The following is a 25,475-nucleotide window of genomic DNA, read 5'->3' on the forward strand; positions in this document are numbered from 1 at the left end:
GCGGCGAGACGCGCTACTTCCTGGCCGCGTTCCGGCCGGGCCAGTCGCGGTAGCGGATCTCGCCGAGGGTGGCGCCGTCATCCGGCACCAGCGAGCGCTCGAGCACCTCGGCTCCGAAGTAGTGCGCGTGCGGGTCGGTGACCACCTCGCGCGGATCACCCCAGCCGGCCAGCACGTCGCGGAAGAACTCATCCATCAGGAACTGCTCGGGTCCGCCGATCTCGACCATGCCGTTCAACGGCGTCCCCACCGCGACCCGGGCGACCGCCTGCGCGACGTCATCGCCCGCCATGGGCTGGAAGAGCACGGGCGCCATCCGCACCGTATTGCCGTCCGTGGCCTCGTCAGCAATGCTCCGGACGAACTCGAAGAACTGGGTGGCGTGCACGATCGAGAACGGGATCGACGACTTCTCGATCAGCTGCTCCTGCACGATCTTCGCCCGGAAGTAGGCGTTGCCGGGCGGCCGCTCCGTTCCCACCACCGACAGCGCGACGTGGTGGCCGACGCCGGCCGCCGCCTCCGCGGCGAGCAGGTTGCGGGTGGAGGTCTCGAAGAACTCCCGTACGGCGACCTCCTCGAAGGAGGGGGAGTTCGACAGGTCGACCACCACCGACGCGCCCGCCAGCACCTCTGCCAGCCCCTCGCCGGTGAGGGTGTTGACACCGGTGCTCGGCGCCGCCGCCACCGCCTCATGACCGTGCTCACCCAGCTTCGCCACGACCTTCGACCCGATCAGGCCGGTCCCGCCGATTACGACGATCTTCATGGCAAATCCTTTCTGTCCGCCGGGGCACCCATGTGCCAACCGGTCGCCAGCTAAGACAGGGCAGCCTCCGGGCTTGTGACAGTCGCCGTGAAATTCTTTCGATGTCCGGTCTAGACATACCCACTGACCTGCGACGATGCCTGCGCGGTGCCGAGCGGGCTACTCGACGAGTTTTCCGGCGGTTGAGACCTCGCGCATGAGCGCCGCGATCTCGGCGGGAATCGGTGGGATGGCCTCCCGCTCCACCGATCCGGGGCCGGACCACACCAGATTGACCTGCAGTGCGGGGTCGAGCTCTGGATAGTCGGAACGGTTGTGGCAGCCGCGGGTCTCGCGACGCTCAAGTGCGGTCTCGACCGTCGCGCGCGCGGCGAGCGCTGCGGACTTCAGGTCGAAGGCGTGGGCCAGGTCCTGGAAGCCGGCGATGTCCGGATGCACGCCGACATCGGCGATGCGCGCCTCCACCGCGGCGAGTTCGGCGAGGCCTTTGCGCAGGCCGCTCTCGTCGCGCACCACCCCGGCATACTCCGTCATGATGTCGCGAAGGGCTCGCTGCAGTGAGCGCACGTTCTCGGGGCCGTCGGCGGCCAGGAGGGCGTCCACCTCCGCCCGGGCCGCGTCGAGGGCCTCGGGTGAGCGGCGCTGGGCGTCGAGGCCCGCGGAGTACTCGGCCGCCGCCTGCCCGACGATGCGGCCGAAGACGAGGAGCTCGATGAGGGAGTTGCCGCCCAGGCGGTTGGCGCCGTGCAGGCCGCTGGCCGCCTCCCCGATCGCGTACAGGCCGCCGACGCCCGTGCCGTGGTCATCTGGCCGCACCCAGACCCCGCCCATCGAGTAGTGCGCGGTCGGCGCGATCTCGATCGGCTCCTTGGTGATGTCGAGCATCTGCAGTTCCAGGAGCGTCTGGTAGACGCGCGGCAACCGCGTCATGATCGTCTCGCGCGGCAGATGCGACACATCCAGCCAAACGCCGCCATTCGGCGTTCCGCGGCCTTCTTTGATCTCCGTGTAGGCGGCCAGTGCGACGCGGTCGCGCGTGGACAACTCCATCCGCTCCGGGTCGTACCGGGACATGAACCGCTCACCGAGTTGGTTACGCAGGATTCCGCCTTCGCCTCGTGCCGCTTCGGAGACCAGGGTGCCGGCCGCGTTCTCGGGTGCGATGAGACCGGATGGGTGGAACTGCACGAGTTCGGGGTCGCGGATACGGCAGCCGGCCAGGACTGCGAGGCGGAAGGAGTCGCCGGTGTTCTCGTCCCTCCGAGAGGAGGTGCGCCGCCAGATCCGGGTGTGGCCGCCGGCGGCCAGGATCACCGCGTCGGCATGAATGACGTAGCGGGTGCCATCGGTCAGGTCGAACCCGTACGCGCCGAAGACCGCGTTGTCGCGGACGAGAATGCGCGTGATGTACACGGTGTCGAGGATGGGGACATCGAGCTGCGCCGCGCGGTTGATCAGGGTGCGCTGGATCTCGAGTCCGGTGTAGTCCCCGGCGAAGGCGGTGCGCCGGTAGGTGTGGGCGCCGAAGAAGCGCTGCGAGATCCGCCCGTCCTGCTCGCGGGCGAACGGCATGCCCCAGTGCTGGAGGTCCTCGATGCCCTGAGCGGCCCCCTCGGTGACGATCTGCACCGTCTGCGGGTTGGCGAGCAGGTAGCTCTCCTTGAGGGTGTCCGCCGCGTGCTGCTGCCAGGTGTCCTCGGGGTCCATCGTGGCGAGCGCCGCATTGATGCCGCCCGCCGCGAGCGAGGTGTGCGCGTCCGCCTTCGGCCGTTTGCCCACGGCCAGGACGCCGACCCCTCGCTCGGCAAGCTCTATGGCGGCCCGTAGCCCCGCTCCTCCTGTGCCGATGACCAGGACGGACGTGGCGATCCGGTTCTCTGGCGAGTGCATGGTGCTCCTTTGGCGCATCGGTGAAAGCGATTACGGAAGCAAGACCGGGTAGCGGCGTGATTTGTGACGTCCAGGCCGGTGCACGATCGCCCCCGTACGAGGCCCCTGGGTCGCGTCGCGCTGTTCGGCCTGGTGGGTGTGGTCTACTTCACGACTCGCCGGAGCTGGAGGGCTGCGGGCCCTGACGACGCGCTCGGGCGGCCGCTGTCGTGATCGTGACGGCAAGCAGCAGAACGCAGATGGCCGTGATCGCCGCGACCACGGCGGCCATGCCGATCCAGGGCGTCGCGAGTGGCAGCAACAAGATGAGGGTGACGCAGCCCAGGACCGCCGCGGGATAGATGACGGCCTCTGCGACGACAAGCGCGTGCACCGCCCGTAGCAGGGTGAGAAATACACCGACCGGGATGGCGACCGCGTAACCGAGTGCCAGCGACGACGCCTCCACCTCGCGCCCGCTCTGCTCCACCGCCACTTCAAGCCCGGCGCCGAGGGCCGCCAGAGCCGCGAAGATGCCGTAGTGACCGTACCCCCACAGGTACGACCGATGACGGCGGTCACTGAGCCCCTCCCCGGCCTGTACGAGGAAGTAGAGCCACCAAAGGGCGAACAGCAGGACGAGGCCGCAGCCGGCGATGACGACGAAGGGCCCCCTGATCTCGCCCGCTTCAAGCGCTCCTTCGACTCCCCTACTCACGGCCAGGACACTCTCACCGAGCAGAATGATCGTGAACAGGCCGTAGCGCTCGGCGATGTGGTGCGGGTGCCAGGTGGTGGCCCTGGGCCGTTCCGCCCACAGTGGCACCGCGAGTTCCAGGACATCCAGGCAGATGATGAGCGGCAGTCCAGAGAATGAGGGCAGGGCGCCCGTTTCCGCGAGCAGGAAGCGAAGCACCCAGCCCATCGTCAGGAGGCTGATGGCGGCGGCGTAGCGCAGCGCGGTACGCCGCCGGGCCGGGTCTTCGACCCCGGCCCGCAGCCATTGGGCGACGAGCCCGATCCTCATGATGACGTAGCCCAGGGTGATGATCCCGTAGTCGGAGTGACCGGCCGCGGCGGGCACGCCTGCGGCGAGGGTCAGCACGCCGGCCATCTGCACCATGGTCAGCAGCCGGTAGGCGACATCGTCGGTGTCGTACGACGAGGCGAACCACGTGAAGTTCATCCACGCCCACCAGATCGAGAAGAACACCTGAAGGAACGGCAGCAACCCGGCCAGGCCATGACCGTCGGCGATGCTGTGCGCGAGCTGGGCGGTGACGCTGGCGACCGCGACCACGAAAGTGAGGTCGAACAGCAGTTCGAGCTGGCTCGAAGCGCGGTGCGGCTCGTCGATGGGGCGAGCGCTCATCCGGACTCGGATTCGGATGGTGGTGCCGGATGGGGGCAAGGTCTCGCTCCTGTCGCTTCGCAATGTCCAGTTCGCCTGAAAGACAGGGCAGCATTTCGATCTGTGACAACGCGGCCCGAGAATGGCTCGTCGTTGAGCTGTCACAGACCGCAAGGCTGCCCTGTCTTAGCTGGTAGCCGAACGGAAGCGGATGTCCTACCGACAAGATCCGCCACGAAGATCGCGGTCATCGGCAGCCCGGCCTGATCGGTCCGGCACGCTCGCCGAGCCTGACCACGAGGGGCATCGAACATCGACGTCGACGGCGTGCAGTACCTGCCCCACAGCGGCTTTCAGATGACGCACGGAATGTGAATGCAATGGAAGGAGTACGTGCTGTGACGGCACGCCCGACGCCCCTGTATGACTGCGAGGTTCCGCAGCCATCTGGTGACGGCCGGACCGCGTCTGCGATCCGAACGCCCTCCGCCAAGATGCGTGAGATGAAGCGCGAACTGCACAAGAAGCGGCGATTCGCTTCCGACGCCTCACACGAACTGCGCACGGCGGTCGCGGGGCTACGCGCGGAACTGGAGGAGGCCCGCCTGCATCCCGATGAGACCGACCTCTGCGACCTGCTCGCCCGGGCGCTCAGAGACATCGACCGCCTGGATGCGATCATCACCGACCTGCGGGTCCTCGCCGAGATGGAGGCCGGCCCACCCATCAGGCCCCAGCGTGTCGATCTCGCCGAACTGGTCCGTGACGAGCTCGCCCGCAGGACCGACCGCATCGCGGTCCAACTCCGGCTGGAGTCCGGGGTGACCGTCCAGGCCATCCCGATCCGGATCGGCCGGGTGCTCACGAACCTGCTGGACAACGCCCAACGGCACGGCCGGCATCTGGTCGAGGTACGGGTGAGCCGCGACGGCGGCCACGCCGAACTGACGGTGACCGACGACGGAGAAGGAGTCGCGGAATCCGAGCGAGAACGGATCTTCCAGCGCTTCACCAGGCTGAAGGCCGCCCGCCGCCTCGACCACGCCGGCACCGGCCTGGGCCTGGCGATCGCCCGCGACATCGCCCAGGCGCACCTCGGCAGCCTGCATGCCGGGGAGTCCGAGACCGGCGGCGCCAGATTCGTCCTGTGCCTTCCCCTCGAAGATTCGACTGCTCCGGCCGGTCGAGGTAAGGGCCGGAGCCCGCACGAAGCCATGGATCCATGAGCCCGGCTGGGCGCGTCTGGAAAAGAGAACCTGATGGGACAGAACATCGACTTCGCCGCCCTGTTCGCGGAGCAACTGCTGGATCGGCAACGGCAATTCGCCGCCGATGCCTCACACGAGCTGCGTACGCCGCTCACCGCGCTACGCGTGCAAGTGGAGGAGGCACGGCTGCACCCGGACGACGTCGACCTGCCCGATCTGCTGAACCACGTGACGGACGACCTCGACCGGCTGGAGAACATCATCAGTGACCTGCTCCTGCTCGCCACCCTCGAGGCCGACCTCGGCAGAAGGCTGGAGGAGGTGGATCTGACGACCCTGGTCGAGACAGTGGCGGCTCGGTGGACCGAGAGCCATGACGTGCGGCTCAATCTCGAAGCCGCGGTCACGGTGGAAGCCGCCTCCTGGCAGATAGCCCGATTGCTCGCCAACCTGCTGGACAACGCGCGACGTCACGCCACACACAGGCTGGAGGTGGACCTGCGCCGCGCAGGCGACCATGCGGAACTGACCGTGGCCGACGACGGGCAGGGTATCCCCCCGGCCGACCGCGAACGCATATTTCAGCGCTTCGCCCGCCTGGACACCGCCCGCAGCCGCGACCGCGGAGGCGCCGGTCTGGGCCTGGCCATCGCCCGCGACATCGCCGCGGCCCACCATGGCACCCTGCACGTCGAGGACTCGACCGACGGTGGCGCATGCTTCGTGCTCCGCATTCCTCTCGTCCGCCGATCCGGTACTCCCCTCATCGACAGTCAGCCCCCTTGCTCACGTATCTGTAACGGCCGTCGATGACGATGTCAGCCGAGGCCGTGGACTTGGATGACGCCGGCCCGGCCAGGGCGCACGGGAGGTTGGCACCAACGCCGTCACCCTGCTGCCGGCGATCTCGCAGCCAGGGGCGGTGGCCACACCTCGGCCGCGCGTCAGCCCGGTAGCCCGAGAGCGCGGCGGCGGGCGTCGATGCCGTCGAGCATGCGCTGCAACCCGTACTCGAAGACCGTGTCAAGGTCGAAGTCGAACTTTTCCCGCGCGACGTAGCCGAGTCCGGCCGACGACAACCACCGCCGCATACCGTCGCCCTGGAGGCGCATCCAGTCGTCCGCCGACACCCCGGTGTCCTCCTCCGCCTGTCCCTCCGCGAGACGGACCAGCGCCATGCTGCGCACGTGCCCGAACAGGTTGATGTGCGCGCACACCATGTCGTGCGCGTCGAAGCCCATCGCGCGTAGCGTGCCGAGCGACCACTCGGCCAGCGGCAGCACGTTGTGTATGAGTTGCGGGCGGCTCAGCGAGAACACCTCGGCGGCCCACGGGTGGCGACTGAAGACGGTCCAGAAGAGATGTGCGGCAGCCTCGAGGCGTCGCCGCCAGGCTGTGATCGGGATCTCGGGCACCTTGGTTCCGGCGAACACGCTGTCGGTCATCCGCAGTGTCAGGTCACTTCTGTTGGGGACGTGGCGGTAGAGCGCCATCGTGGAGACGTTCAGGGAGACGGCCACTCGCCGCATGGTGACGAGCGGCAGCCCATCGTTGTCGGCGATCCGCACGGCGGCCTCGACGATGTCCCTCTGGGTCAGCCCGGCGCGCCGGGCCCGTTTTCCGGCAGTCACGTGGTGGGCCGTCCCGGCGGCCTGCTCGTCCCGCCGTCGCACGACGGTTCCGCTGCCGGGGACCGTCTCCACCAGGCCCGCTGTGCGCAGGGCGCCGATCACCTTGGTGGCGGTGGCCATCGCGACACCCCAGTCCCGGACGATCCGCCTGGTGGACGGCACCGGCCGGCCTTCCGCCAGTCGCCCGCTCCGGATGTCGCCGGCGATCTCGTCGGCGATGCGCAGGTAGAGCGCTCGATCCGTCATGACTCTCCAGGTGTACTAGTGCGGTCGGCGCAGCAGCGGGCCACCGTACTACCCCGTCTACTGCGATGACGTACGAAGCGCACTACCTCGCGATGCGCTGCCCGCCCTGGATCCGACACTGCTGCGTACATTGTAAGCATCGCTCGGGCGACGAGCGAGACGAGAGAGGAAGCACCATGTCTGATCTGGCCACTCGGATGGTGACATCGGCGGATGGCACGCCCGTCGAGTACCTCAGCGCGGGGCACGGGCCCCACGTCATCGTGGTCCCCGGAGCGCTCGCGGTGGCCTCCGACCTCACCGCCCTCGCCGGGCTCCTGGCGGCCCGGCACACTGTGCACATCGTGCAGCGGCGTGGCCGTGGCGGCAGCGGCCCGCAGGGAGACCGGTACGGCATCGCGCGGGAGTGCGAGGACATCGAGGCGGTCCGCGCGCAGACCGGCGCGCGGCTGATCTTCGGGCACAGCTTCGGCGGGCTGGTGGCCCTGCGAGCCGCGTGCGGCAATCCGGCGTTCGACGCGGTCGCCGTCTACGAGCCCGGAGTGTCGGTCGACGGGTCGATTCCGGTCGACTGGATCGATCGTGCGCGCCGCGAAGTCTCCGAGGGCGCGGACTTCGAGGCCTTCATCACCTTCGTCCGCGGGATCAACCCGGATCAGTCGGGACGACTTCCGCGTCGCCTTCTCCGGATCATCCTGCGGCGCGCGATCCCCCGTGCCGAGATGCGGCAGAACTGCGCGCTCATGCCCCAGGCGATCAGCGAGCACGCCGAGGTGGGGCGGCTCGACGGCCGGCTGGCCGACTACCGCGAGATCGCCGCAGCCACCCTGATCATGCGCGGCAAGGGGCGTGCCACCGGCCGGCAGGCCGTCGCCCTCACCCGGCTGGCCGCGACGATTCCCCGCTCCGAGAGCGCGACATTCCGTACGCTCGACCACTTCGCGCCAGAGAAGAAGCCAGGCGAGATCGCGGATGCCGTTCTGGGGTTCTTCGCCGCGCACGCCCGGCCGGGCGTCCAGATCGAGGGCTGACCATCGGCTCGCACCTCCACGCTCGAATCACCACGTTTCGCGCAGCAGCTTCCAGTGATCGTTTAATCTTTCGGGGTGGCGGACACACGTGCAGATCTCGCATTGCCCACTGCCCTGGCCGAGGTGGCCGAGGTCGGCTTCGAGTGGGAGTGGGACGAGGAGACCGACGAGGCTCGCGGCTGTGACTTCGAGCCATACGGTCAGTTCGAGGAGCCCGACCGGACGGCGTGGTGGTTCCGCCTGTGGACCGGCAACCAAGAGGTCGACGGCAGCGAGTTCCGCTTCTTCGGCACGACCGGATCGGGTGACTACACCGGCTTCTGGCTGGTACGGCCGGATGCGGCGATCATCGACCAGCCTGTCGTCCACATCGGTTCCGAGGGGGAGCGCGGTGTGATCGCCCGCGACCTCGGCGACCTCCTCTGGCTGTTCGCCGCCGGTCTGGGCCCCGCCGAGGCCTTCGCGGATCCTGGCTCCCCCACGCAGCCGAACGAGGCCTTCCATACGATCGCCGAGCGACACGCACCCGGCCGCCGCCGTACCCCCGCCCAGATCGTGACTGCCGCACGAGCAGAGTTCCCGCATTTCCCGGATCTCATCGACGCGATGTGCCGCTGAGCGAGACTCGCTTGGCGCTGCGCAACCTGAAAGTCATTCCGCTGACACGCCATTGACACGTTTCCAGCGAGAGATCTACGATCCGATCGAATCGATTCGCTCAAGAGAGCACTCGTAAGACCCTCATCCGGATTCAAGGCCTGTTGAGCTTCAACTCCATGCGCTCGAATCGGTTCATCGCTTCGAGTAGTGAGGCCTCTCGTTCGGCTTCCGCTCTCGTTCAGCAGGACGAGTCGCACATTCGTGGTCCTTCTGCCTCCAACCCCCCGCTCCCGGAGGAGTAACCCATGATGACGACCACCCAACAGCACCTCAGGAGACGGCTCGCATTCGCCGCCCGGCTCCTGGTCGCGATGCTCATCGCCGTCATCCTCCCGGCCGTCCCGGCGCACGCTGCGGACGAATCCATCAGCGTCGACTTCGCCGTGACCGGCGGCGCCCCGGCCTACCGCGCGTCCGGGTGGATCTACGGCATGACGGAGAACGCCTCAGGACCGGCGGACCACTTCTTCCGCGACGTGAAGTTCCGGTACATGCGCGCCGGCGGTGCCCAGCTCGGCTCACCCGGCGGCTGGGTGTCGGGCGCCTACGAGCGCAGATGGAACTCGACGCTGGCCCAGGCCCGCCGGACGATCGCGCTCGGCGGCCAGTTCATCATCCTCCCCCACGACCTGTGGGGAGCGGACGGGTACCCGATCTCGCGCTTTCCCGGCGACAACGGCGACTGGTCCGACTACGACGCCTTCCTCACCCGCCTGATCAACGACGTGCGGGCCGCCGGGATCACCGTCCAGTGGGACATCTGGAACGAGCCGAACCTCTCCCTGTTCTGGAACCGCTCCCAGTCCCAGTACTTCGAGCTGTGGCGCCGCAGCTACCAGCGCATCCGCGCCGCCTTCCCCAGCCACCTGATCGTCGGTCCCAGCTGCGCCTGTGTGCCTTCCACGGCGCACGCCTGGTGGAACGCCTACCTTGACTTCGTCCGCGCCAACAACGTGGCCCCCGACATCGTCAGCTGGCACTCCCTCCCCGGTGACCCGGTGGCCAACGTCGCTGCCGCCAACACCACTCTCGACGCGCGCGGCATCCCGCATCCGCGCCCGTACCAGATCAACGAATACGCGGCATCCAATGAGCAGAATCCGGGAGACGGGGCGTGGTACATCGCCCGGTTGGAGCGGGCGGGCGCCGACGGCCTGCGCGCGAACTGGGCGAGCGCGGGCAACCTGCACAACGATCTGGCGAACCTGCTCGTCCGCAACAGCGCCGGCCAGCACCTGCCCAGAGGCGAATGGTGGGTCTACCGCTTCTACGCCTCCCAGACCGGTCAGACCGTCTCAGTGACCCCGAGCCTGTCGTACGACGCCTTCGCCACCAAGGCGACCGGCGCGGCCAGGATCCTCGTGGGCGGCGGCGGGACGACCGGCAACATCGCCGTCAACCTCCGGCGGCTCGACACCACGAGTGGCATCGTGCAGAACAACCAGGTCCGCGCGATCGTGCAGCGCATCCCCTACAACGGCGGCGGAGCGGTCCAGGGGCCGATCACCGTTCAGAACACGGTCCTGACGCTGTCCGGCAACGGCGCCGCGCTGAACCTGCCGCACACCAACGCCGACGAGACGTTCACCATCACCCTGCTGCCGCCCTCCGACGGCGGTTTCCAGTCCGTCGCAGTCGCGCAGCACTCCCAGCAGTGTCTGGACAACACCAACCTGAGCACGGCCGATGGCAACGTGCAGCAGCAGTTCTTCTGTGAGGGCGGCGATCAGCAGCTGTGGAACTTCCGGCCGGTCGCCGGCGTGGCCGACACCTACACGCTGGTCAACCAGCAGAGCGGGAAGTGCCTTGACGTGAGCGCGAACTCCACGGCCGACGGCGCCCCGGTACACCAGTGGGCGTGTAGCGGCGGAGCCCAGAACCAGCAGTTCACCCTGCGCAAGGTCACCTACGCCGGCAACGACGCCCGGGACTACCAGCTCGTAGCCCGCCACAGCGGCAAGTGCGTCGACGTCAGCACCATCTCGACCGCGGCCCGGGCTCCCATCCACCAATGGACCTGTAACCCGGCGGGCCAGGCCAGTCCTCTCAACCAGACGTGGCGGCTCTGGGGCCGATGACCGCGCCGGTTCCGATCCGCCGCTCGTGAGCGGCGGCGAGGATGAGGTAGGCGCTCGCTGTCCACGTGTAGGCGCGGTCGCGGAGCCCCTCCCCCGTGCGTGCGTCGAAGTTCTCGGCGAATCCTGACTTCTCGCACAACGCACGGAAGCGGGCGCTGATCTCGTCGGCCAGGTCCGGGTATCCGGCGCGGCGCAGACCGTCCTCGATCAGGACGGTCGAGGGAGCCCAGATGGGGCCGCGCCAGTACCCGTCGTCCTGGTAGTGCTCAGAGGCAGGCAGCTCAGTCGCGAGGCCGAACGCGGTCAGGTGTCCCTCGATCCGGGCCGCCAGCGCCTCCCGGACGGATCGCGGCAGCTCCTCCCCCAGCACGATCGGCATGAGGTCGAGCAGGCTGGAGCTCGACCAGGTACGGCCCGAGAGCGCACCGCGGGCGACGAACCGTTCGCCGTCCCACAACTCGGCGAGGAGGGCGTCACGCATCCGGTCGGCCTGCTCGGTCCACCGGGCGGACGTGTCGGGGTCGGTGGCGAGGCGGGCGAGCTCGCGCAGCTGCAGCACGAGGAAGGCGGCCAGGTCGGCGGTCTCGACCACCCGCTCGGGGTCGAAGGTCGTGGCGTTGTCCCAGCCGCTGTCGTTGCCGTGCTGGTAGTGCGGCAGCTCCCGGCCGGGGGCGCGCCGGGCGTCGAGCCAGAAGGCGGTCCAGCGTTCCAGTAGCGGGTAGGTGCCGGGCGCTGGAGGGAGGTGGCGCAGGGCCCAGCCGTGGATGGGGGGCTTGACGAAGTTGTAGAGGATCTCGGAGTGCGTGACGGAGTCGGGCAGCGCGCCGGCGGCGTCCTGATGGTCGAAGGGCAGCCGGAACTGGTCCCAGGCCAGGTCGGGCAACCCCTCGGCGAGGGCGATGGCATTGAAGCAGTGGTCCCAGCTCCACACCTTGTCCATCCAGTGCTTGGACATGAGCACGGCGGGCCGGGTGACGAACCCGGCGGGGCGGACGGTCGCCGACCACAGCACGTAGACAGCCAATTCGGCGGCGGGCGTGCGGTCGCTGCGCCAGGGCGCGACCGCCTCGGCGAACGCGTCGAACTCGGCGCGCGCCGCCTTGGCCACCTGTTCGAAGGAGCCTGTGCTCACGTAGGGGGCGCGGGCGGTCTCGTACTCCTCGATCGCGATCTCCCACTCGCCGCTGAGGACGAGACCACGCTCGGCGGTGCCGAGCGCCTGCGTGCCGAGATGTTCGGCCTGCCCCGTGAGGAGGGTGATCCGGTAGCGGCGGCCGGTCTGGTAGACGGTGAAGACGTACGAGCCGTCGACGGGCTCCTGGTAGAAGTACGGGCCGCTGAACGGCGTCAGTACGGGGTCGGCGGCCAGCAGGCGGAGCCCGAGGCCGCGGCCCTTGACGCGTACGGTGTCGGGGTTCTCGTAGGCCAGGTCGATCCGGCCGTCGTCGCCGGCCCAGGTGAGCTGGTGCGGGGTGGCGGTGACGGCGGTCTCGGCGGTGGGGATCAGCCGCAGGATCGCGTGCATGCCGGTCTGGTGCGAGACCAGGTGCACGTCCTCGGCGTAGGTCTTCTCCCCCACGACGGGCGAGAAGCCGAACCAGGATCCGCGGTAGCTGAACGGGATGTCCCGCAGGTAGAACACCGGGCCTGAAGCGGCGACGGTCATGAAGCGAGGGTCCCTTCTTAGTCTTTGACGGCGCCTGCGGTGACGCCGGCGGCGACGTAGCGCTGGGCGACGACGAGCAGGATGGTGGCCGGGATGGAGGCGATCACGGCGGTGGCCATGATGGCGTTCCACTCCTGGTTGTTGTTTCCGATGTAGTGGTAGATGCCGAGGGTGATCGGCTGGTGGTCGCCGCCCTGATCGAGGGTGGAGGCGAAGACGAAGTCCGACCACGCCCACAGGAACGCGAACAGCGACACCGTGATGATCGAGTTGCGGCTGACGGGCAGCACGATCGAGACGAACGTACGCACCACCCCGGCGCCGTCGGTGCGGGCGGCCTGCAGCAGTTCCTCGGGGATGCCGGACATGAACGTGGTCAGGATGAGCACCGCGAACGGCACGGCGAGGGTGGAGTCGGCCACGATCACCCCGGGGACGGTGTTGAGCACGCCGGTGGACAGGAAGATGGCGTAGAAGCCCATCGCCATGATGATCCCGGGGATCATCTGCGCGATCAGCAGTACGAAGCTCAGCGCTCCGCCGCCGCGCGGGCGCAGCTTGGCCAGCGAGTACGCCGCCGGCGCCGCGAGCAGCAGCGTCAGCGCCACCGTGCCGAGCCCGACGACCAGACTCACTCCCAGGTAGGGCAGCTGCTGGTCCAGCACCGTCCGATAGCCGTCCAGGGTGCCGTCGACCGGGAACCAGTTCGGCGGGCTCTTGCGCATGTCCTGGTCGCGGGTGAACGACACGTTGATCATCCAGTAGACCGGGAACAACATCACGGCGGTGAGCACCAGCCCGATCGCGGTCTTGAGGCGCCTCATGCGAGAGTCTGCCTTCGCTGGGCGCGGATGTAGATCAGCCCGAAGACCAGCGCCGTCACGATGAGCAGGTTGCCCACGGCGGCGCCGGGTCCGAAGGCGGGCACCAGGTTGCCGAACCCGAGCCGGTAGGACCAGGTCGCGAACGTGGTCGAGGCCCCGCTCGGCCCGCCCTTGGTCATGATCCAGATGATGTCGAACACCTTCAGCGTGTAGACCAGGCCGAGCAGCAGCGTGATCGCCGAGACCGGCCGCAGCAGCGGGAACGTCACCTTCCAGAACCGCTGCCAGCCGTTGGCCCCGTCCAGCGCGGCCGCCTCGTAGATGGCCGGCGAGATCGCCTGCAGCCCGGAGTACAGCACCACGAGGTTGAACGGGATGCCGATCCAGATGTTGGCGATGATGACCGACCACAGCGACCAGTCCGGCGAGGTCAGCCAGTTGACCGGCCCGATCCCGAACCAGGCCAGGACGGCGTTGACCACTCCGGAGTCGCTGTTCAGCATCCACGACCACGTCGAGGCGGACACGATCAGCGGCAGCAGCCACGGCACCAGGAACAACCCTCTGAGCGTGGCGGACAGCCGGAAGTTCTTCAGGAAGAACAGCGCCAGCGCGAGCCCGATGGTGAACTGGAAGGCCAGCGAGACCAGCGTGAACACCACCGTGTGCCACAGCGCGGGCCCGAAGGTCGCATCGGCGAACACTTTCGCGTAATTGGCGAGCCCGGCGAACGGGGCATCGCCCTGCACGAACGAGCGGACCGTGTAGTTGCGCAGGCTCAGATCGACGTTGCGGTAGAGCGGATAGGTGTAGAACACCAGCAGGTAGAGCACGACCGGGGCGAGGAAAGCCCATGCCGCCCACTGGCCGGACCGCGCGCGTGCCGCCCGGTGGCTCCGTCCCGTCGCCGGTACGGAGCCGCGGGCGGCAGGACGCGCCTGCGTCTGCGTGACTCGGTTCATGCTGCTACTGGATCGCGCTCGCCGCCGCGGCCTGGGCCGCCGCCATCGCCTCCTGCGGCGACTTGGACCCGCTCAGCGCCGCCTGCACCGCGCCCCACATGGGCTCGGAGATCTTCGGGTACTTGGTGCCCAGGTCGTCGCTGGTGCGGCCCTTGGCCGCCTTGACCGCGTCCACCCACACCTGCAGGTCGGGCGTGGCCGCCACCTGCTTGGCCTGCACCGCCTCGGTGGGCGCGATGTAGGAGAGGGTGGTGGTCGTGGTGAGCGAGTTGCCGGTACTGGTCAGGCACGTCACCAGCTTCTGGGAAGTGGTGTATCGACCGGTGTCGGCCTGCACGGGGATGCTGACGAACTCGCCGCCGGTCGGAGCGGGCGCGGTGCCGCCGCCCTTGCCGGGGATCGGGATGATGCCGTAGTCGAAGCCGGTCTTCTTGGCGTTGGCAAGCTGCCAGGTGCCGTTCTCGGCGAAGGCGAAGTCACCGGTGGCGAATTCCTGCCAGCTCGTCGTCTGCGTGTTGTTGATGACGGAGTTGGGCGCGTGGCCCTTCTTCAGCCAGTCGGTCCACAACGCCACGGCCGAGACGCCCTCTGCCGAGTCGAGCTTGGTGAGATTCGCACCGGAGCCCCAGAACCAGGGCAGGAACTGGAAGCTGCCCTCCTCGGTGCCGATCGCCGAGAAGGTGATGCCCTTCTTCCCGGCCGCCTTCACCTTCTCCAGCGCCGCCGTCAGCGAGCCCCAGTCCTTCACTGAGGCGATGTCCACCCCTGCCTTCTTCAGAACGTCCTTGTTGTAGTACAGGGCGAGGGTGTTGGCACCGATCGGGACGCCGTAGGTCTTGCCGCCGCTCTGGCCGGCCGCCAGCAGGTTCGGCGCGATCGCGGAGACGTCGAGCTTGTTCTCCTCGGTGGTGGTGAGCACCCCGGCCTCGGCCAGTGTGGAGACCACCGGATTGTCCACGATCAGCACGTCCGGCGAGTTGCCCTGCTGGGCCGCAAGCAGCGCCTTGTTCGTCAGGTCGCTGGTGTCGTAGCCGGTGCGTTCGACCTTGACCCCGGCGTCGGTGCCGCACTTGTCCAGCAGCTTCACCCACTCCGAGCTCTTGTCGTACTGCGGGTACGGGTCCCAGATCGTGTACGCCCCGCCCCCGGTGGCCTGACCGGCGCTCGTCGAGCCGCCGTTGCCGCCGCCGGACGATGACGAGCAGGCGACCAGCCCGCCCACGGCGGCCAGGACCGCCAGACTCGCACCGGCCGCACGCCGGCACCTTGCCGCTGTTCTCATTGGGCTGACCTCCGCTGACAGGCGTTACAAGGCTGTTTCGAAACGAAGTCGAATCGATTCGGCGAATCGGTTCGACCGAAGATAGGCCCGCTCCGCCGCAGGCGTCAATGGGCAGTGCGGCAAGGTTTGCGAGGCATGCGTGACAGGCGACACTTCGTCGTCACGAATCCGGCGGCGTACCACGTCATGAACCGATTCGACCTACGATGGTCGCCGACCGGCGGATCGGACGAGGAGCACGGGTGAACATCGGAGAGATCGCCAAGCGGGCCGGCGTGTCGCGCAGCACCGTCTCGTACGCGCTCACCGGCAAGCGCCCGGTGTCGGAGGAGACCAAGCGCCGCATCCTGACGGTCATCGACGAGCTGGGCTACCGGCCCAACGCCTCCGCCAGGGCGCTGAAGGAGGGCCGTACCCGCACGATCGGCCTGGTCATCCCGCCGGCCAGCCAGCGCCTGACCGACATGCAGCTCGGCTTCGTGGCCAGCGTGGTCGACGCCGCCGCCCGCGCCGACCTGGACGTCCTGCTGTCGCCCTCGGGCGGGGAGCACGACCGCTCCTTCGAACGCGTCGTCACCGGCAGGCGTGTGGACGGCGTCATCCTCATGGAGATCCGGCTGGAGGACGACCGGGTCACCCGGCTGCTGCAGAGCGGCCTGCCGTTCGTCGGCATCGGCCGTACCCGCCAGCCGGAGGACATGTCCTGGGTGGACATCGACTACGAAACACTCATCGCCAAGTGCGTCCACCACCTGGCCGACCTCGGCCACCGGCACCTGGCCCTGGTCAACCGCAACGCCGAGCTGGTCGCCGCCGGCTACGGCCCCGGCCACCGCGCACAGGCCGGCTTCGACCGCGCCATCGCCGAACGCGGCCTCCACGGCGTGCGCGTCTGCTGCGCCGACGACGCCCACGCCGGACAGACCTGCCTCCAGCAACTGCTCGCCGAGCACCCGGAGCTGACCGCCATCGCCACCATCAACGAGGCGGCCGTGGCCGGCATGTACCGCGCGCTGGCCGAAGCCGGCCTGACCGTGCCCCGCGACTTCTCCATCGCCGGCGTAGCCGCCCAGCACTGGGCCGAGAACCTGCATCCGCCGCTCACCGCCGCCGACGTCCCCGCCGACGAGATGGGCACCCGCGCCGTCGAGCTGCTCATCCAGCGCATCACCGACCCGGCGACCCCGCACCGCCACCTCCTGGTCGCCCCTCCGATCTCGCTCCGCAGCACGACCGGGCCCGCCCGGCCCCGCGCCTGACCGCCCTGGTGCCGCGGATCCGCACGTCGTCAGGCTGAGGGCGCATCGCCGGCCCGCTCCCAGGGCTGCGGCTCGCGTGACGGCGACGTGTCGCGCATGTGTCCGGCTCTTGACCGGCGCGTCAGGAGGCGCCTATCTTCCAGTCGAATCGATTCGACCGACCCTCGACCACTCCCCGAACGGGAAAGGCGCATGGCTGAACCCTCGTCCCGGCGGGCACGCACGCGTGTGCCACGCGCCATCCTCGCCTCCACCCTCGCACTGACCGCGATCCCGGCAGCCGCCTTACCGGCCCACGGTGCCGCACGGGCAGCCACAGCGCGCCTGGTTCCCGCGCTCCTTCCAACGCCGGCAACTTCTGGGAGCTGACCATCCCGGTCCAGCTCCAAAACCATCACCTTCGCCTCGCAGGAACTGCCGAGCTTCGACGGCGACTCCTACATCTCCGGCATCCTGCCCCGATCGAAGTACGCCCCGATCGTGGACAAGATCGCATTGACGCCGCTCGCCAAGTGACACCTCACTGTGACTGAGGCTGGGCGGGACGCGATGACCCCGCCCAGCCTCGTCTTCTCGCACGTTGCCTGGTCGTCCGCTCAGGTGGCCAGCAGGGGAAGCGCCTCGAAGGAGTAGTCCTGCCACAGGCGGCGCGAGGTCTCCTCGGGGTACGCCGTGATCGACGGTGGCGTGTCGAAGATCCGAGTCAGGCGCTGCCCGGAGTCGTACGCGGGCCAGCCCGGATCGCCCGAGGTCGCGAAGGACGTCCAGGCCGTACGGATCTGGGTCGTCAACTCGCGGGCCTCGGCGGTGTGCTCGGGGCCGATGGCCGCCGGGCCCAGGTGGGCGTCATAGGTGCCGAACAGCAGCGGGCCGTCCAAGCCGTGGCAGGCGCGCAATATTCCGCCGTTGCCCGGGGACTGCCAGGCCAGCTCGTACAGGTAGGCCCGCCCGCCCCCGGCGGTCTGCGCCTCGGCCAGGCGCAGTGTCGGCATGCGGAACAGCCAGTCGTTCTGCACGAGTTCGTGCAGTTCCTCGGCGGACGCGTCGGGGAACGCCGCGCGGTAGGCGCGCTCGCCGTCACCGCCGGGGCCGAAGTGGCGCAGCGCCTCCGTCGCCTGCTCCTCGGTGATCTTGCCGAGCCTTCCGGAGAAGAGGAGGAACGTGCGGTACTCGTCGCGGGTGTGACCGATGATCAGCTCCACGTCCCGTCCCGCGCCGCGCGCCAGCGCCTGCCAGGGCGCGGCCGGCAGCACCTCGCCGTCGACGACCGGGGAGAAGGGGGTGAGCGTGTGCGCGAATGAGCCCCAGCGGTCCTCGTACTGCCGCATCTTCGCCTCCAGCGCCTGCCCGGCCTTCGGCAGCTGCCGCGGATCCACGCCGGACAGATCCCTGGCCGTCGGACGCAGGCCCGCCTCGGCCGCGATGGCCGTCGCGACGTCCCGGGCCAGGGCGTCGGAGAAGAACGTGCCCGGCAGGCTCTGCCCGACGGCGCGCCGGAACAGCCCCGCCGCGCTCGGCATGACCATCAGCGCGGCGATGGAACCGGCGCCGGCCGAGTCACCGAGGACGGTCACCTGGCCGGGGTCGCCGCCGAACGCCGTGATGTTCTCCCGCACCCACTCCAGGGCGGCGACCTGGTCGAGCAGGCCCCGGTTGGCGGGTGCGCCGTCGATGCGGGCGAAGCCCTCGACGCCGAGGCGGTAGTTCAGCGAGACGAAGACCACGTCGCCGTCGCGGGCGATGTGCTGGGCGTCGTAGCCGGGGCTGCCGGAGAAGCCGAGCTTGTAGGCGCCGCCGTGGATCCACACCATCACCGGGCGGCGGGCGGCCGGGTCCGGGTCGGGTGTCCAGACGTTGACCGTCAGCCAGTCATCGCCCGTGCCCGTGAAGAGGTCCCCGCCGCCGCGGCCGGCCATGTTCACATCCTGAGGGGCCGGCGGGCCGAAGGCGGACGCCTCCCGTACACCGTCCCAGCCGCGCACGCGCCGCGGCGCCTGGAAGCGGGCCTCGCCGATCGGGGGTTCGGCGTACGGGATGCCGCGGAAGACGGCGAGGCCGTCCTCCATGCGGCCGCGCACCACGCCGGCGACGGTACGGACCTCGGGCTCGGGGGACTCGACTCGGGACATGGCGGCTCCTCACCTAAAACGACTGATTTAACAGTTGTCTATTTTTTAACACATGTCTAGTGTTGTGAACGTGCAGGATCGACAAGACCGCCGGGTGCTCCGCTCCCGCGCCGCCCTCATGGCCGCCGCCGTACGCCTGGTCTCCGAGCGCGGCACGACGGCCCTTCCCGTCGGCGATCTCTCCGACGCCGCGGACGTCAGCCGGCAGCTGGTTTACCTGCAGTTCGGGGACCGTGACGCGCTGCTCGTGGCGGCCGCGACCGACCTGGTCGAACGGGAGCTCATTCACGAGGTAGGGGACGGCGACGCACCCCTTCGAGCGCGCATGCTGGCGATGGCCCGGCACTTCGCCAGGCACCGGACCTTCTACCGCGCGATGCTCACCGGATCCTGCGCCTTCCCCATGACCCGGGCCCTGAACAGGCTGTTCGGCTCGCTCGTCACCATGACGAGCCTGCGGGAGGTGTTCGGCGACCTCGACGACGCCACGGCACAGGACCTGGCGACGATGGTCACGGGCGGGACGGGCTCGATCGTCAACGACTGGCTGGTCGACGCCGACGACCCCCTCGACCCCGAAGAAATGGCGGACCGGCTGTTGCGCCTGTCGACGACGTTCGCCCGCAGTCACCTCACACCTGGAGGTCACCCCCGATGAACCTGAACAGCCACCTCGTCCAGCGCCGTCCACGTGCTGCGTACCCTTGACGACACGCTGGCGCTGCGGATGGACCTGCTGTCCTGCACGCGCCTGGTGGTCGTCGGGGACGGCGTGCTCGGCGCCGAGATCGCCGCCACCGCGTGCGGCATGGGCCTACCGGTCACCCAGGCCGGTCCCCAACCGGCGCCGCTGGCCTGCCAGCTCGGCCAGCCGGCCGCGGGCCTGCTCGCCGAACTGCACGCTGAGCGCGGGTCGAGCTGCGGCTCGGCGCCGCGGTCAGCGGACTGACCGAACGGCACGGCCGCGGCAAGTGCTTCGTTCCCGCAGGTCAGCGACGCTCTTCGCAGAGCGGTGATAGCCTTCCCGCATGACCCCGCAAGACCTCGCCAACCTCGCGCACCTGCGGCGGGCGCGGGATTTGATCGACCGTGAGTACGCACGTCCGCTCGACGTGCCGGCGATGGCTCACCACGCGCTCATGTCGCCGGCGCACTTCTCACGGCAGTTCCGGGCGGCCTATGGCGAAACGCCGTACAGCTACCTCATGACCCGCCGCATCGAGCGGGCGATGGCGCTGCTGCGCGCGGGCATGAGCGTGACCGACGCGTGCATGGCGGTCGGCTGTACCTCGCTCGGCTCGTTCAGCTCGCGATTCACCGAGCTCGTGGGTGAGACACCGAGCGCCTACCGCGCCCGGGAGCACCGCGCCGTGACGGCGATGCCACCGTGCGTGGCGAAGGTGCGCACCCGGCCGATCAGAAACGGATCGAGCAGGATCCGAGAAGCGGAACGCGAAGCCGCCGTCTAGCGTTGGCCGCATGACCATCGCACTCCAGTACTGCCACATAACCGTCAACGACGTGGACGAGGCGCTCGCCTTCTACCGCGATGCGCTCGGCCTCGAGGCGCTCAACGATGTCCCTTCCGGTGGATTCCGCTGGGTCACCCTCGGCACCCCGAGCCAACCGGGCCTTGAGATCGTGCTCTCCGAGCCGCACGCCGGCCGGCCACAGGCCGACGGCGACGCCCTCCAGGAGCTGCTCACCAAAGGTGTCCTACCGATGATCGTCTTCCGCACCGACGATCTCGACGCGACCTTCGAAAGGGTGCGGGCCTCTGGCGCCGAGGTGCTGCAGGAGCCCATCGACCAGCCGTGGGGCCCGCGCGACTGCGCCTTCCGCGATCCCTCGGGCAACATGGTCCGGATCTCGCAGGAGCCGAAGGCGTAACCGCGAGCGAACGTTCGGCTGCCGGATGATCAGGTGGCCGAGCAAAGTCGTCCTGCGCGCGGCCCTGACCTGGCGGTCCGAAACGGTCCTATTCGACGCGTTCGGCGTTGGAGTCGTAGCCGCCCCCGCCCGGATAGACCCAGGCGCCGGTGAGGCTGCGGCCGTCGGGGCTGAAGACGCCCTGGTAGTGGGCGGGGGAACCCCGCTCACCGGCCCAGATGGTGAGCGTGTCACCCTCGAGTTCGTAGGTGTAGTCGAGGGTGCTGCCGTCGTCGCCGTAGTAGCGAGACTTGATGTCGGCGCTGGGCTCGGCCATCAGCGTCCGTTCCCGGCCGATGATCTCGATGCCGTGAGTGCCGCCCAGTTGGACATCCTGCTGGAGGAAGAAGTCGTTCAGCCAGCGGTAGGTCACCCTACCGTCGTGCCCTCCGGTGATCTTCCAGGTACCGACGAGCCTGGCCAGGGCCTGCAGTGCTGGGTCGTTGGTCATCGCCGTCTCCTTCAGAGCGGGTGGTTGCCTCTACAGACCGGCGTCAGGGAGAAAACTCATCGGTCGCGTCGGCCTGGCGCTTGATCGCCGGCCGGTGAGGTCAGGTGGTCGCGGTGATACGGGTGCCGACATCCTCGCCCTGGCAGATCGCGCTCATCGCGCCCACCGCCGCGACGTCGAAGACGTGCATGAGCAGTCCCTGCTCGTTGGCGAGGACGAAGGCACTCTGGTCCATGACCTTCACCCCCGCGGCGAGCGCTTCCTGATAGGTGAGGTTGGTGAAGCGTTTGGCGTCCGGATCAAGGTTGGGATCGCGGTCGTAGACCCCGTCCACGCCGCGCTTGGCGACCAGGAGCGCGTCCGCTTCCAGTTCCAGCGCTCGCTGGACAGCGGGATAGTCGGTGGTGACGTACGGCTGCCCGATGCCGCCCGCCAGCAGCACGATCAGCCCACGCCTCAGGTGCCGGTCCGCGCGCAGCCGGATGAAGGGCTCGGCGACGCTCTGCATCGGCACCGCCGTCATCACTCGCACGTCCGACTCGGAGCGTGCCATCAGTACGCCACGTAGCATCAGCGCGTTCATCACCGTGCCCAGTATCCCGATGTTGTCCGCCTCGGCCCGGCCGATGCCCCACCCGTCGGCCATCCGGCCACGGAAGTAATTTCCGCCGCCGACGACCACGGCGAGTTCGATGCCGAGTTGGTGCACCGACAGCAGCTCATCCCCGAGTTTCGCAAGACTCTCCGGGTCCGCGCCCCAGCCCGTAGGACCGGCCAGCGCCTCACCGCTCAGCTTGACCACGACACGCGAATAACGGCCCACGATCCCACTCCTCCAGCGGGCCGCGCGGTCGGCGACCCGACTCAGCCTATGAGAGGCCGGACGGCTCGTGGCTCAGGACGAGTCGGCCATCATCAGGTCCAGGAGGCCAGGGAAGCGGGCGTCGAGGTCCTCCCGGCGCAACCTGATGAACAGTTTGCGCCCTTCCGGCCGCTGGCAGATCACGCCGGCCTCGCGCAGGATCCGCCAGTGACCGGTCAGCGTCGACTTCGGCACGTCCGGCACGATCGCGCCGCAGAACTCCTCCTCGCCCGACGACAACGCCCGCACGATCTGGGCACGTACCGGATGGCCCAGCGCGGCGAGCACCTCCACGAGCTGGATCTGGTCACGTGATGGATGCAGCATGAGCTCATTGTACGAAGTCTCCGAACAATAATTTGACGCGCAGCCCACCTTTGTACGAGGATCCCGAACCGTACGACTATCCCGAACTATCGTATGAAGGTGGCCATGAGAAGCCGACCCGGCCTGACCCTCGCCTTGCTGGCGCTCTCCCAGCTCATCACGTCCCTCGATTTCAACATCGTCTTCGTGGCGCTCCCCGCGATCGGCGGTGACCTGGACTTCTCCGCACAGACCTTGCAGTGGGTGGCCAGCGCCTACGCGGTCGCGTACGGCGGATTCCTGCTGCTCGGCGGCCGCGCGGCCGACCTGCTGGGACACCGCAGGATGTTCGTCGCCGCGCTGGCGCTCTTCGCGGTCGCCTCACTGGCGGGCGGGCTGGCGCAGAGCCCGGGGGCGCTCGTCGCCGCCCGTGCCGTGCAGGGGCTCGGTGGCGCGTTGCTGTTCCCCGCCACGCTGGCTCTGGTCAACACCAGGTTCGCCGAAGGCGCGGCGCGCAACAGGGCGCTGGGTGTGTGGAGCGGCGCCGGAGCCAGCGGGCTGGCCCTCGGCTCCCTGCTGGGCGGCCTGCTGACCGGCGCGTGGGGATGGGAGGCCGTCTTCTACGTGAACGTGCCGCTCGCCGCCGTCGCGATCGCCGGCGCGTACCTGCTGCTCCCCGCCGAGGGACCTCGTGAACGGAACCGCCGCTTCGACATCCCCGGAGCCGTGCTCGCCACCGGCGGCGTCAGCCTGCTCGCGTACGCGCTCATCCAGGGCCCTGAGTCCGGCTGGACCTCCCCGCTCATCACCATCGGCTTCGTGCTCGCGGCCGTGCTGCTCGGCGCCTTCGTCGCCGTCGAGAAGACGGGCGCCGACCCGCTCATGCCGCTGAGACTGTTCGGCAACCGCAGCCTCGGCTCCGCCATCGCCGTCATCCTGGTCTTCGGCGCCACCTTCAACGCGCTGCCGTACTTCCTGACGGTCTACTTCCAGACCGTTCTCGGGTACGGCGCGGTGACGACCGGACTGGCCTTCCTGGTGCCGTCCCTGCTGATAGCGCTGGGCACGCAGCTCGGCGGGCGGCTCGCCGGCCGCATCGGGACACGGGCCACCCTGCTGACCGGCACCGTCGGCGGCGCGGCGGGCACGGCCCTGCTCGCGGCGGGAATCAGCGCCGATGGCTCGTACTGGGGCGTGCTCCCCGGCATCGTCGTCATGGGCGTCAGCCAGGGCTTCACCTGGACCGGTATGTGGATCGCCGCGGCCACCGGCGTCGCGGCAGGCGAGCAGGGCGTCGCCTCCGGGATGGCCTCCACCGCGCTCCAGGTGGGCGCCGCGCTGGGGCTCGCGGTGCTGGTCGCCGTCGGCGGAATCGGCGAGGCCACCGGCCCCGCGCTCGCCTCAGGAATGCGTACGGCCGTGCTCATCGCGGCCGCGGGCATGCTGCTGGGCAGCGCCGTCGCGCTCACGTTCGCCAAGCGGCGGGCCGTCGAACCGGCCGCGGTGTGACATGGACGACGTAGTCATCGCTGGAGGCGGGCCAGTAGGCATGCTGGTGGCCGCCGAGCTGGCACTCCAAGGCGTGCGCCCGATCGTCCTCGAACGGCTCACCGTCCCCACCGGCGAGTCCAAGGCGGGCACGCTGCACGCTCGCACCGCCCAGAGTCTGGACCGGCGCGGTCTCCTCGACCTCGTCGGCCACTCGAGCTTCGGGCGCCTCAGCTTCCACTTCTCCGGCATGTTCGGCCTCGACCTCGGCGCGGTCGCACACGACGGGCCGAGCATCGTGGGCAGCCCGCAGGCGTGGGCCGAGCAGGTGTTCGCCCGCCGAGCCACCGCCCTGGGCGCCGACATCAGCCGCGGTCAGGAGGTCACGGGGCTGGTGCAGGACGACGACCACGTGGTGCTCACCGTGAACGGCCGCGAGCTGGCCGCCCGCTACGTTGTCGGCGCCGACGGCGCCCGCAGCACCGTCAGAAAGTCGGCCGGCATCCCGTTCGCGGGAACGGGCGCACGCGTCGCCGCCCTCATGGGAGACGTACGGCTGCTGGATCCGTACGGGGTGCCGCCCGGCTACACCCGCACCCCGCGCGGCTGGATCATCGTCTGGCTCGACCCCGCCGGGCACAGCCGCGTCACCACGTACGACTTCCGCGCCCCGCACGCCGACAGGGAAGCGCCCGTCACCTTGGAGGAGCTCCAGGAGATGGCGGAGCACATCCTCGACCGCCCGGTCCCCATGGCCGACCCGAAAAGCCTGTCGCGGTACGGGGACGCCGCACTCCAAGCCACGACGTACCGCCTGGGCCGGGTGCTGCTGGCCGGGGACGCCGCGCACGTGCATTTCCCGTGGGGCGGTCAAGGCCTGAACACCGGCCTCGAGGACGCCTTCAACCTGGGCTGGAAGCTGGCCGCCCAGGTGAAGGGGCACGCGCCGGACGGTCTGCTCGACACCTACCATGCTGAGCGGCACCCGGTGGCGGCCCGAGTGTTGTGGAACGTACGCGCCCAGACCGCTCTGGCGGATCCGGACCCCTCCGTCGACCCGCTACGCGAGCTGTTCGCCCGGCTCATGCGGTTCGACGAGGTCAACGCGTACCTGAGCGGGATGGTCAGCGGGGTCGACGTGGTCTATGAGGTGGGGGTTCCCGGAGCCGGGGGGATGGCGCCCGACCTCGTACTGGAGACGGCCGCCGGCCGGGTGCGGCTGGCGGAGCTGCTGCGGGCGGGGCGGCCCCTGCTCCTCGACCTGGCCGGGCGGGACGACCTGGTGCAGGTCGCCTCGGGGTGGGCGGACCGGCTGGACGTGGTCAGGGCCAAGACCGACCACGAAGCGGAGGCGCTCCTGGTGCGGCCTGACGGGTACGTGGCGTGGGTGCCGGGAGTCATCGGACACCCGCTGGGAGAGTCGCTCGAACGCTGGCTCGGAGCCGCTGAGTCTTCCTGAGGCGATCGCAGCCGC

Annotated in this window: 24 protein-coding genes; 12 read left to right on the plus strand and 12 right to left on the minus strand. The window is 69.3% G+C overall.

From position 1 onward, the window contains the following. Nucleotides 1-13: 13 nt before the first annotated feature. The 3 genes from ACQPWU_RS31100 to ACQPWU_RS31110 form a co-directional block, all read right to left on the minus strand. Nucleotides 14-769 (minus strand): SDR family oxidoreductase, encoded by a 756-nt coding sequence (locus ACQPWU_RS31100; RefSeq protein WP_433427815.1) that lies wholly within the window; start codon nt 767-769, stop codon nt 14-16. Between the two features lie 159 nt (nt 770-928). Continuing rightward, nucleotides 929-2,659 carry an L-aspartate oxidase gene (locus ACQPWU_RS31105; protein WP_433427817.1) on the minus strand — a complete coding sequence of 577 codons (1,731 nt, stop codon included), beginning with the start codon at nt 2,657-2,659 and terminating at the stop codon, nt 929-931. A gap of 148 nt (nt 2,660-2,807) precedes the next feature. Then, nucleotides 2,808-4,010: a low temperature requirement protein A gene (locus tag ACQPWU_RS31110; RefSeq protein ID WP_433427820.1), complete on the minus strand. Its 1,203-nt coding sequence runs from the start codon at nt 4,008-4,010 to the stop codon at nt 2,808-2,810. A gap of 482 nt (nt 4,011-4,492) precedes the next feature. On the opposite strand from ACQPWU_RS31110, the gene ACQPWU_RS31115 reads away from it, so the two are divergent. Continuing rightward, entirely contained in the window at nt 4,493-5,215 is a 723-nt protein-coding gene (locus ACQPWU_RS31115; protein ID WP_433427822.1) for a sensor histidine kinase, read from the plus strand. Between the two features lie 33 nt (nt 5,216-5,248). Then, nucleotides 5,249-6,010 (plus strand): sensor histidine kinase, encoded by a 762-nt coding sequence (locus tag ACQPWU_RS31120; RefSeq protein WP_433427825.1) that lies wholly within the window; start codon nt 5,249-5,251, stop codon nt 6,008-6,010. A 131-nt stretch (nt 6,011-6,141) separates the two neighbouring features. Here ACQPWU_RS31120 and ACQPWU_RS31125 read toward each other — a convergent pair whose 3' ends face one another. Next, complete coding sequence (locus tag ACQPWU_RS31125; RefSeq protein ID WP_433427826.1) at nt 6,142-7,074, minus strand: TetR/AcrR family transcriptional regulator C-terminal domain-containing protein; 933 nt, start codon at nt 7,072-7,074, stop codon at nt 6,142-6,144. Between the two features lie 176 nt (nt 7,075-7,250). On the opposite strand from ACQPWU_RS31125, the gene ACQPWU_RS31130 reads away from it, so the two are divergent. From ACQPWU_RS31130 to ACQPWU_RS31140, 3 genes are all read left to right on the plus strand, one after another. Continuing rightward, nucleotides 7,251-8,105 carry an alpha/beta fold hydrolase gene (locus ACQPWU_RS31130; protein WP_433427829.1) on the plus strand — a complete coding sequence of 285 codons (855 nt, stop codon included), beginning with the start codon at nt 7,251-7,253 and terminating at the stop codon, nt 8,103-8,105. Nucleotides 8,106-8,180: 75 nt separating this feature from the next. After that, entirely contained in the window at nt 8,181-8,723 is a 543-nt protein-coding gene (locus ACQPWU_RS31135) for an SMI1/KNR4 family protein (protein ID WP_433427832.1), read from the plus strand. A 287-nt stretch (nt 8,724-9,010) separates the two neighbouring features. Continuing rightward, nucleotides 9,011-10,843, plus strand: coding sequence for an RICIN domain-containing protein (locus ACQPWU_RS31140; protein WP_433427835.1), 1,833 nt, complete (start codon nt 9,011-9,013; stop codon nt 10,841-10,843). Here the strand turns inward: ACQPWU_RS31140 and ACQPWU_RS31145 are convergent. From ACQPWU_RS31145 to ACQPWU_RS31160, 4 genes are read right to left on the minus strand one after another with little or no spacing between them, the layout of a single operon-like run. Next, nucleotides 10,812-12,509 carry an amylo-alpha-1,6-glucosidase gene (locus ACQPWU_RS31145; RefSeq protein ID WP_433427837.1) on the minus strand — a complete coding sequence of 566 codons (1,698 nt, stop codon included), beginning with the start codon at nt 12,507-12,509 and terminating at the stop codon, nt 10,812-10,814. The genes ACQPWU_RS31140 and ACQPWU_RS31145 overlap by 32 nt on opposite strands. Before the next feature lie 17 nt (nt 12,510-12,526). Further along, entirely contained in the window at nt 12,527-13,333 is an 807-nt protein-coding gene (locus ACQPWU_RS31150) for a carbohydrate ABC transporter permease (RefSeq protein ID WP_433427840.1), read from the minus strand. Beyond that, nucleotides 13,330-14,295, minus strand: a complete 966-nt coding sequence (locus ACQPWU_RS31155) for a carbohydrate ABC transporter permease (RefSeq protein WP_433427843.1) — start codon at nt 14,293-14,295, stop codon at nt 13,330-13,332. The genes ACQPWU_RS31150 and ACQPWU_RS31155 overlap by 4 nt, the downstream gene beginning before the upstream one ends. Before the next feature lie 4 nt (nt 14,296-14,299). After that, nucleotides 14,300-15,577, minus strand: coding sequence for a sugar ABC transporter substrate-binding protein (locus ACQPWU_RS31160; protein ID WP_433427846.1), 1,278 nt, complete (start codon nt 15,575-15,577; stop codon nt 14,300-14,302). Nucleotides 15,578-15,819: 242 nt separating this feature from the next. Here ACQPWU_RS31160 and ACQPWU_RS31165 point away from each other — a divergent pair, with 242 nt between their 5' ends. Continuing rightward, complete coding sequence (locus ACQPWU_RS31165) at nt 15,820-16,836, plus strand: LacI family DNA-binding transcriptional regulator (RefSeq protein WP_360697466.1); 1,017 nt, start codon at nt 15,820-15,822, stop codon at nt 16,834-16,836. Between the two features lie 596 nt (nt 16,837-17,432). Here the strand turns inward: ACQPWU_RS31165 and ACQPWU_RS31170 are convergent. Then, a complete protein-coding gene (locus ACQPWU_RS31170; protein WP_433427850.1) occupies nt 17,433-18,965 on the minus strand; it encodes a carboxylesterase/lipase family protein in 1,533 nt (510 codons plus the stop codon). A gap of 52 nt (nt 18,966-19,017) precedes the next feature. On the opposite strand from ACQPWU_RS31170, the gene ACQPWU_RS31175 reads away from it, so the two are divergent. The 4 genes from ACQPWU_RS31175 (at nt 19,018) to ACQPWU_RS31190 (ending at nt 20,855) form a co-directional block, all read left to right on the plus strand. Next, complete coding sequence (locus tag ACQPWU_RS31175; RefSeq protein ID WP_433427852.1) at nt 19,018-19,623, plus strand: TetR/AcrR family transcriptional regulator; 606 nt, start codon at nt 19,018-19,020, stop codon at nt 19,621-19,623. 33 nt (nt 19,624-19,656) lie between these two features. Next, nucleotides 19,657-19,914, plus strand: a complete 258-nt coding sequence (locus tag ACQPWU_RS31180) for an NAD-binding protein (protein WP_433427854.1) — start codon at nt 19,657-19,659, stop codon at nt 19,912-19,914. A 79-nt stretch (nt 19,915-19,993) separates the two neighbouring features. Next, entirely contained in the window at nt 19,994-20,434 is a 441-nt protein-coding gene (locus ACQPWU_RS31185) for a helix-turn-helix transcriptional regulator (protein WP_433427857.1), read from the plus strand. 10 nt (nt 20,435-20,444) lie between these two features. Continuing rightward, nucleotides 20,445-20,855 (plus strand): VOC family protein, encoded by a 411-nt coding sequence (locus ACQPWU_RS31190; protein WP_433427860.1) that lies wholly within the window; start codon nt 20,445-20,447, stop codon nt 20,853-20,855. Between the two features lie 88 nt (nt 20,856-20,943). Here ACQPWU_RS31190 and ACQPWU_RS31195 read toward each other — a convergent pair whose 3' ends face one another. The 3 genes from ACQPWU_RS31195 to ACQPWU_RS31205 all read right to left on the minus strand — a co-directional run bounded on the left by ACQPWU_RS31195 (nt 20,944) and on the right by ACQPWU_RS31205 (nt 22,534). After that, a complete protein-coding gene (locus ACQPWU_RS31195; RefSeq protein WP_433427862.1) occupies nt 20,944-21,345 on the minus strand; it encodes a hypothetical protein in 402 nt (133 codons plus the stop codon). A 100-nt stretch (nt 21,346-21,445) separates the two neighbouring features. After that, nucleotides 21,446-22,168, minus strand: a complete 723-nt coding sequence (pyrH, locus tag ACQPWU_RS31200) for a UMP kinase (RefSeq protein WP_433427865.1) — start codon at nt 22,166-22,168, stop codon at nt 21,446-21,448. Nucleotides 22,169-22,240: 72 nt separating this feature from the next. Then, entirely contained in the window at nt 22,241-22,534 is a 294-nt protein-coding gene (locus tag ACQPWU_RS31205) for an ArsR/SmtB family transcription factor (RefSeq protein ID WP_433427868.1), read from the minus strand. A gap of 105 nt (nt 22,535-22,639) precedes the next feature. Here ACQPWU_RS31205 and ACQPWU_RS31210 point away from each other — a divergent pair, with 105 nt between their 5' ends. After that, nucleotides 22,640-24,022 (plus strand): MFS transporter, encoded by a 1,383-nt coding sequence (locus ACQPWU_RS31210; protein WP_433427871.1) that lies wholly within the window; start codon nt 22,640-22,642, stop codon nt 24,020-24,022. 1 nt (nt 24,023) lies between these two features. After that, a complete protein-coding gene (locus tag ACQPWU_RS31215) occupies nt 24,024-25,460 on the plus strand; it encodes an FAD-dependent monooxygenase (RefSeq protein WP_433427874.1) in 1,437 nt (478 codons plus the stop codon). Nucleotides 25,461-25,475 lie beyond the last annotated feature (15 nt).

It is taken from the genome of Nonomuraea sp. CA-141351 (assembly GCF_050944675.1).
Classification (GTDB): Bacteria; Actinomycetota; Actinomycetes; order Streptosporangiales; family Streptosporangiaceae; genus Nonomuraea.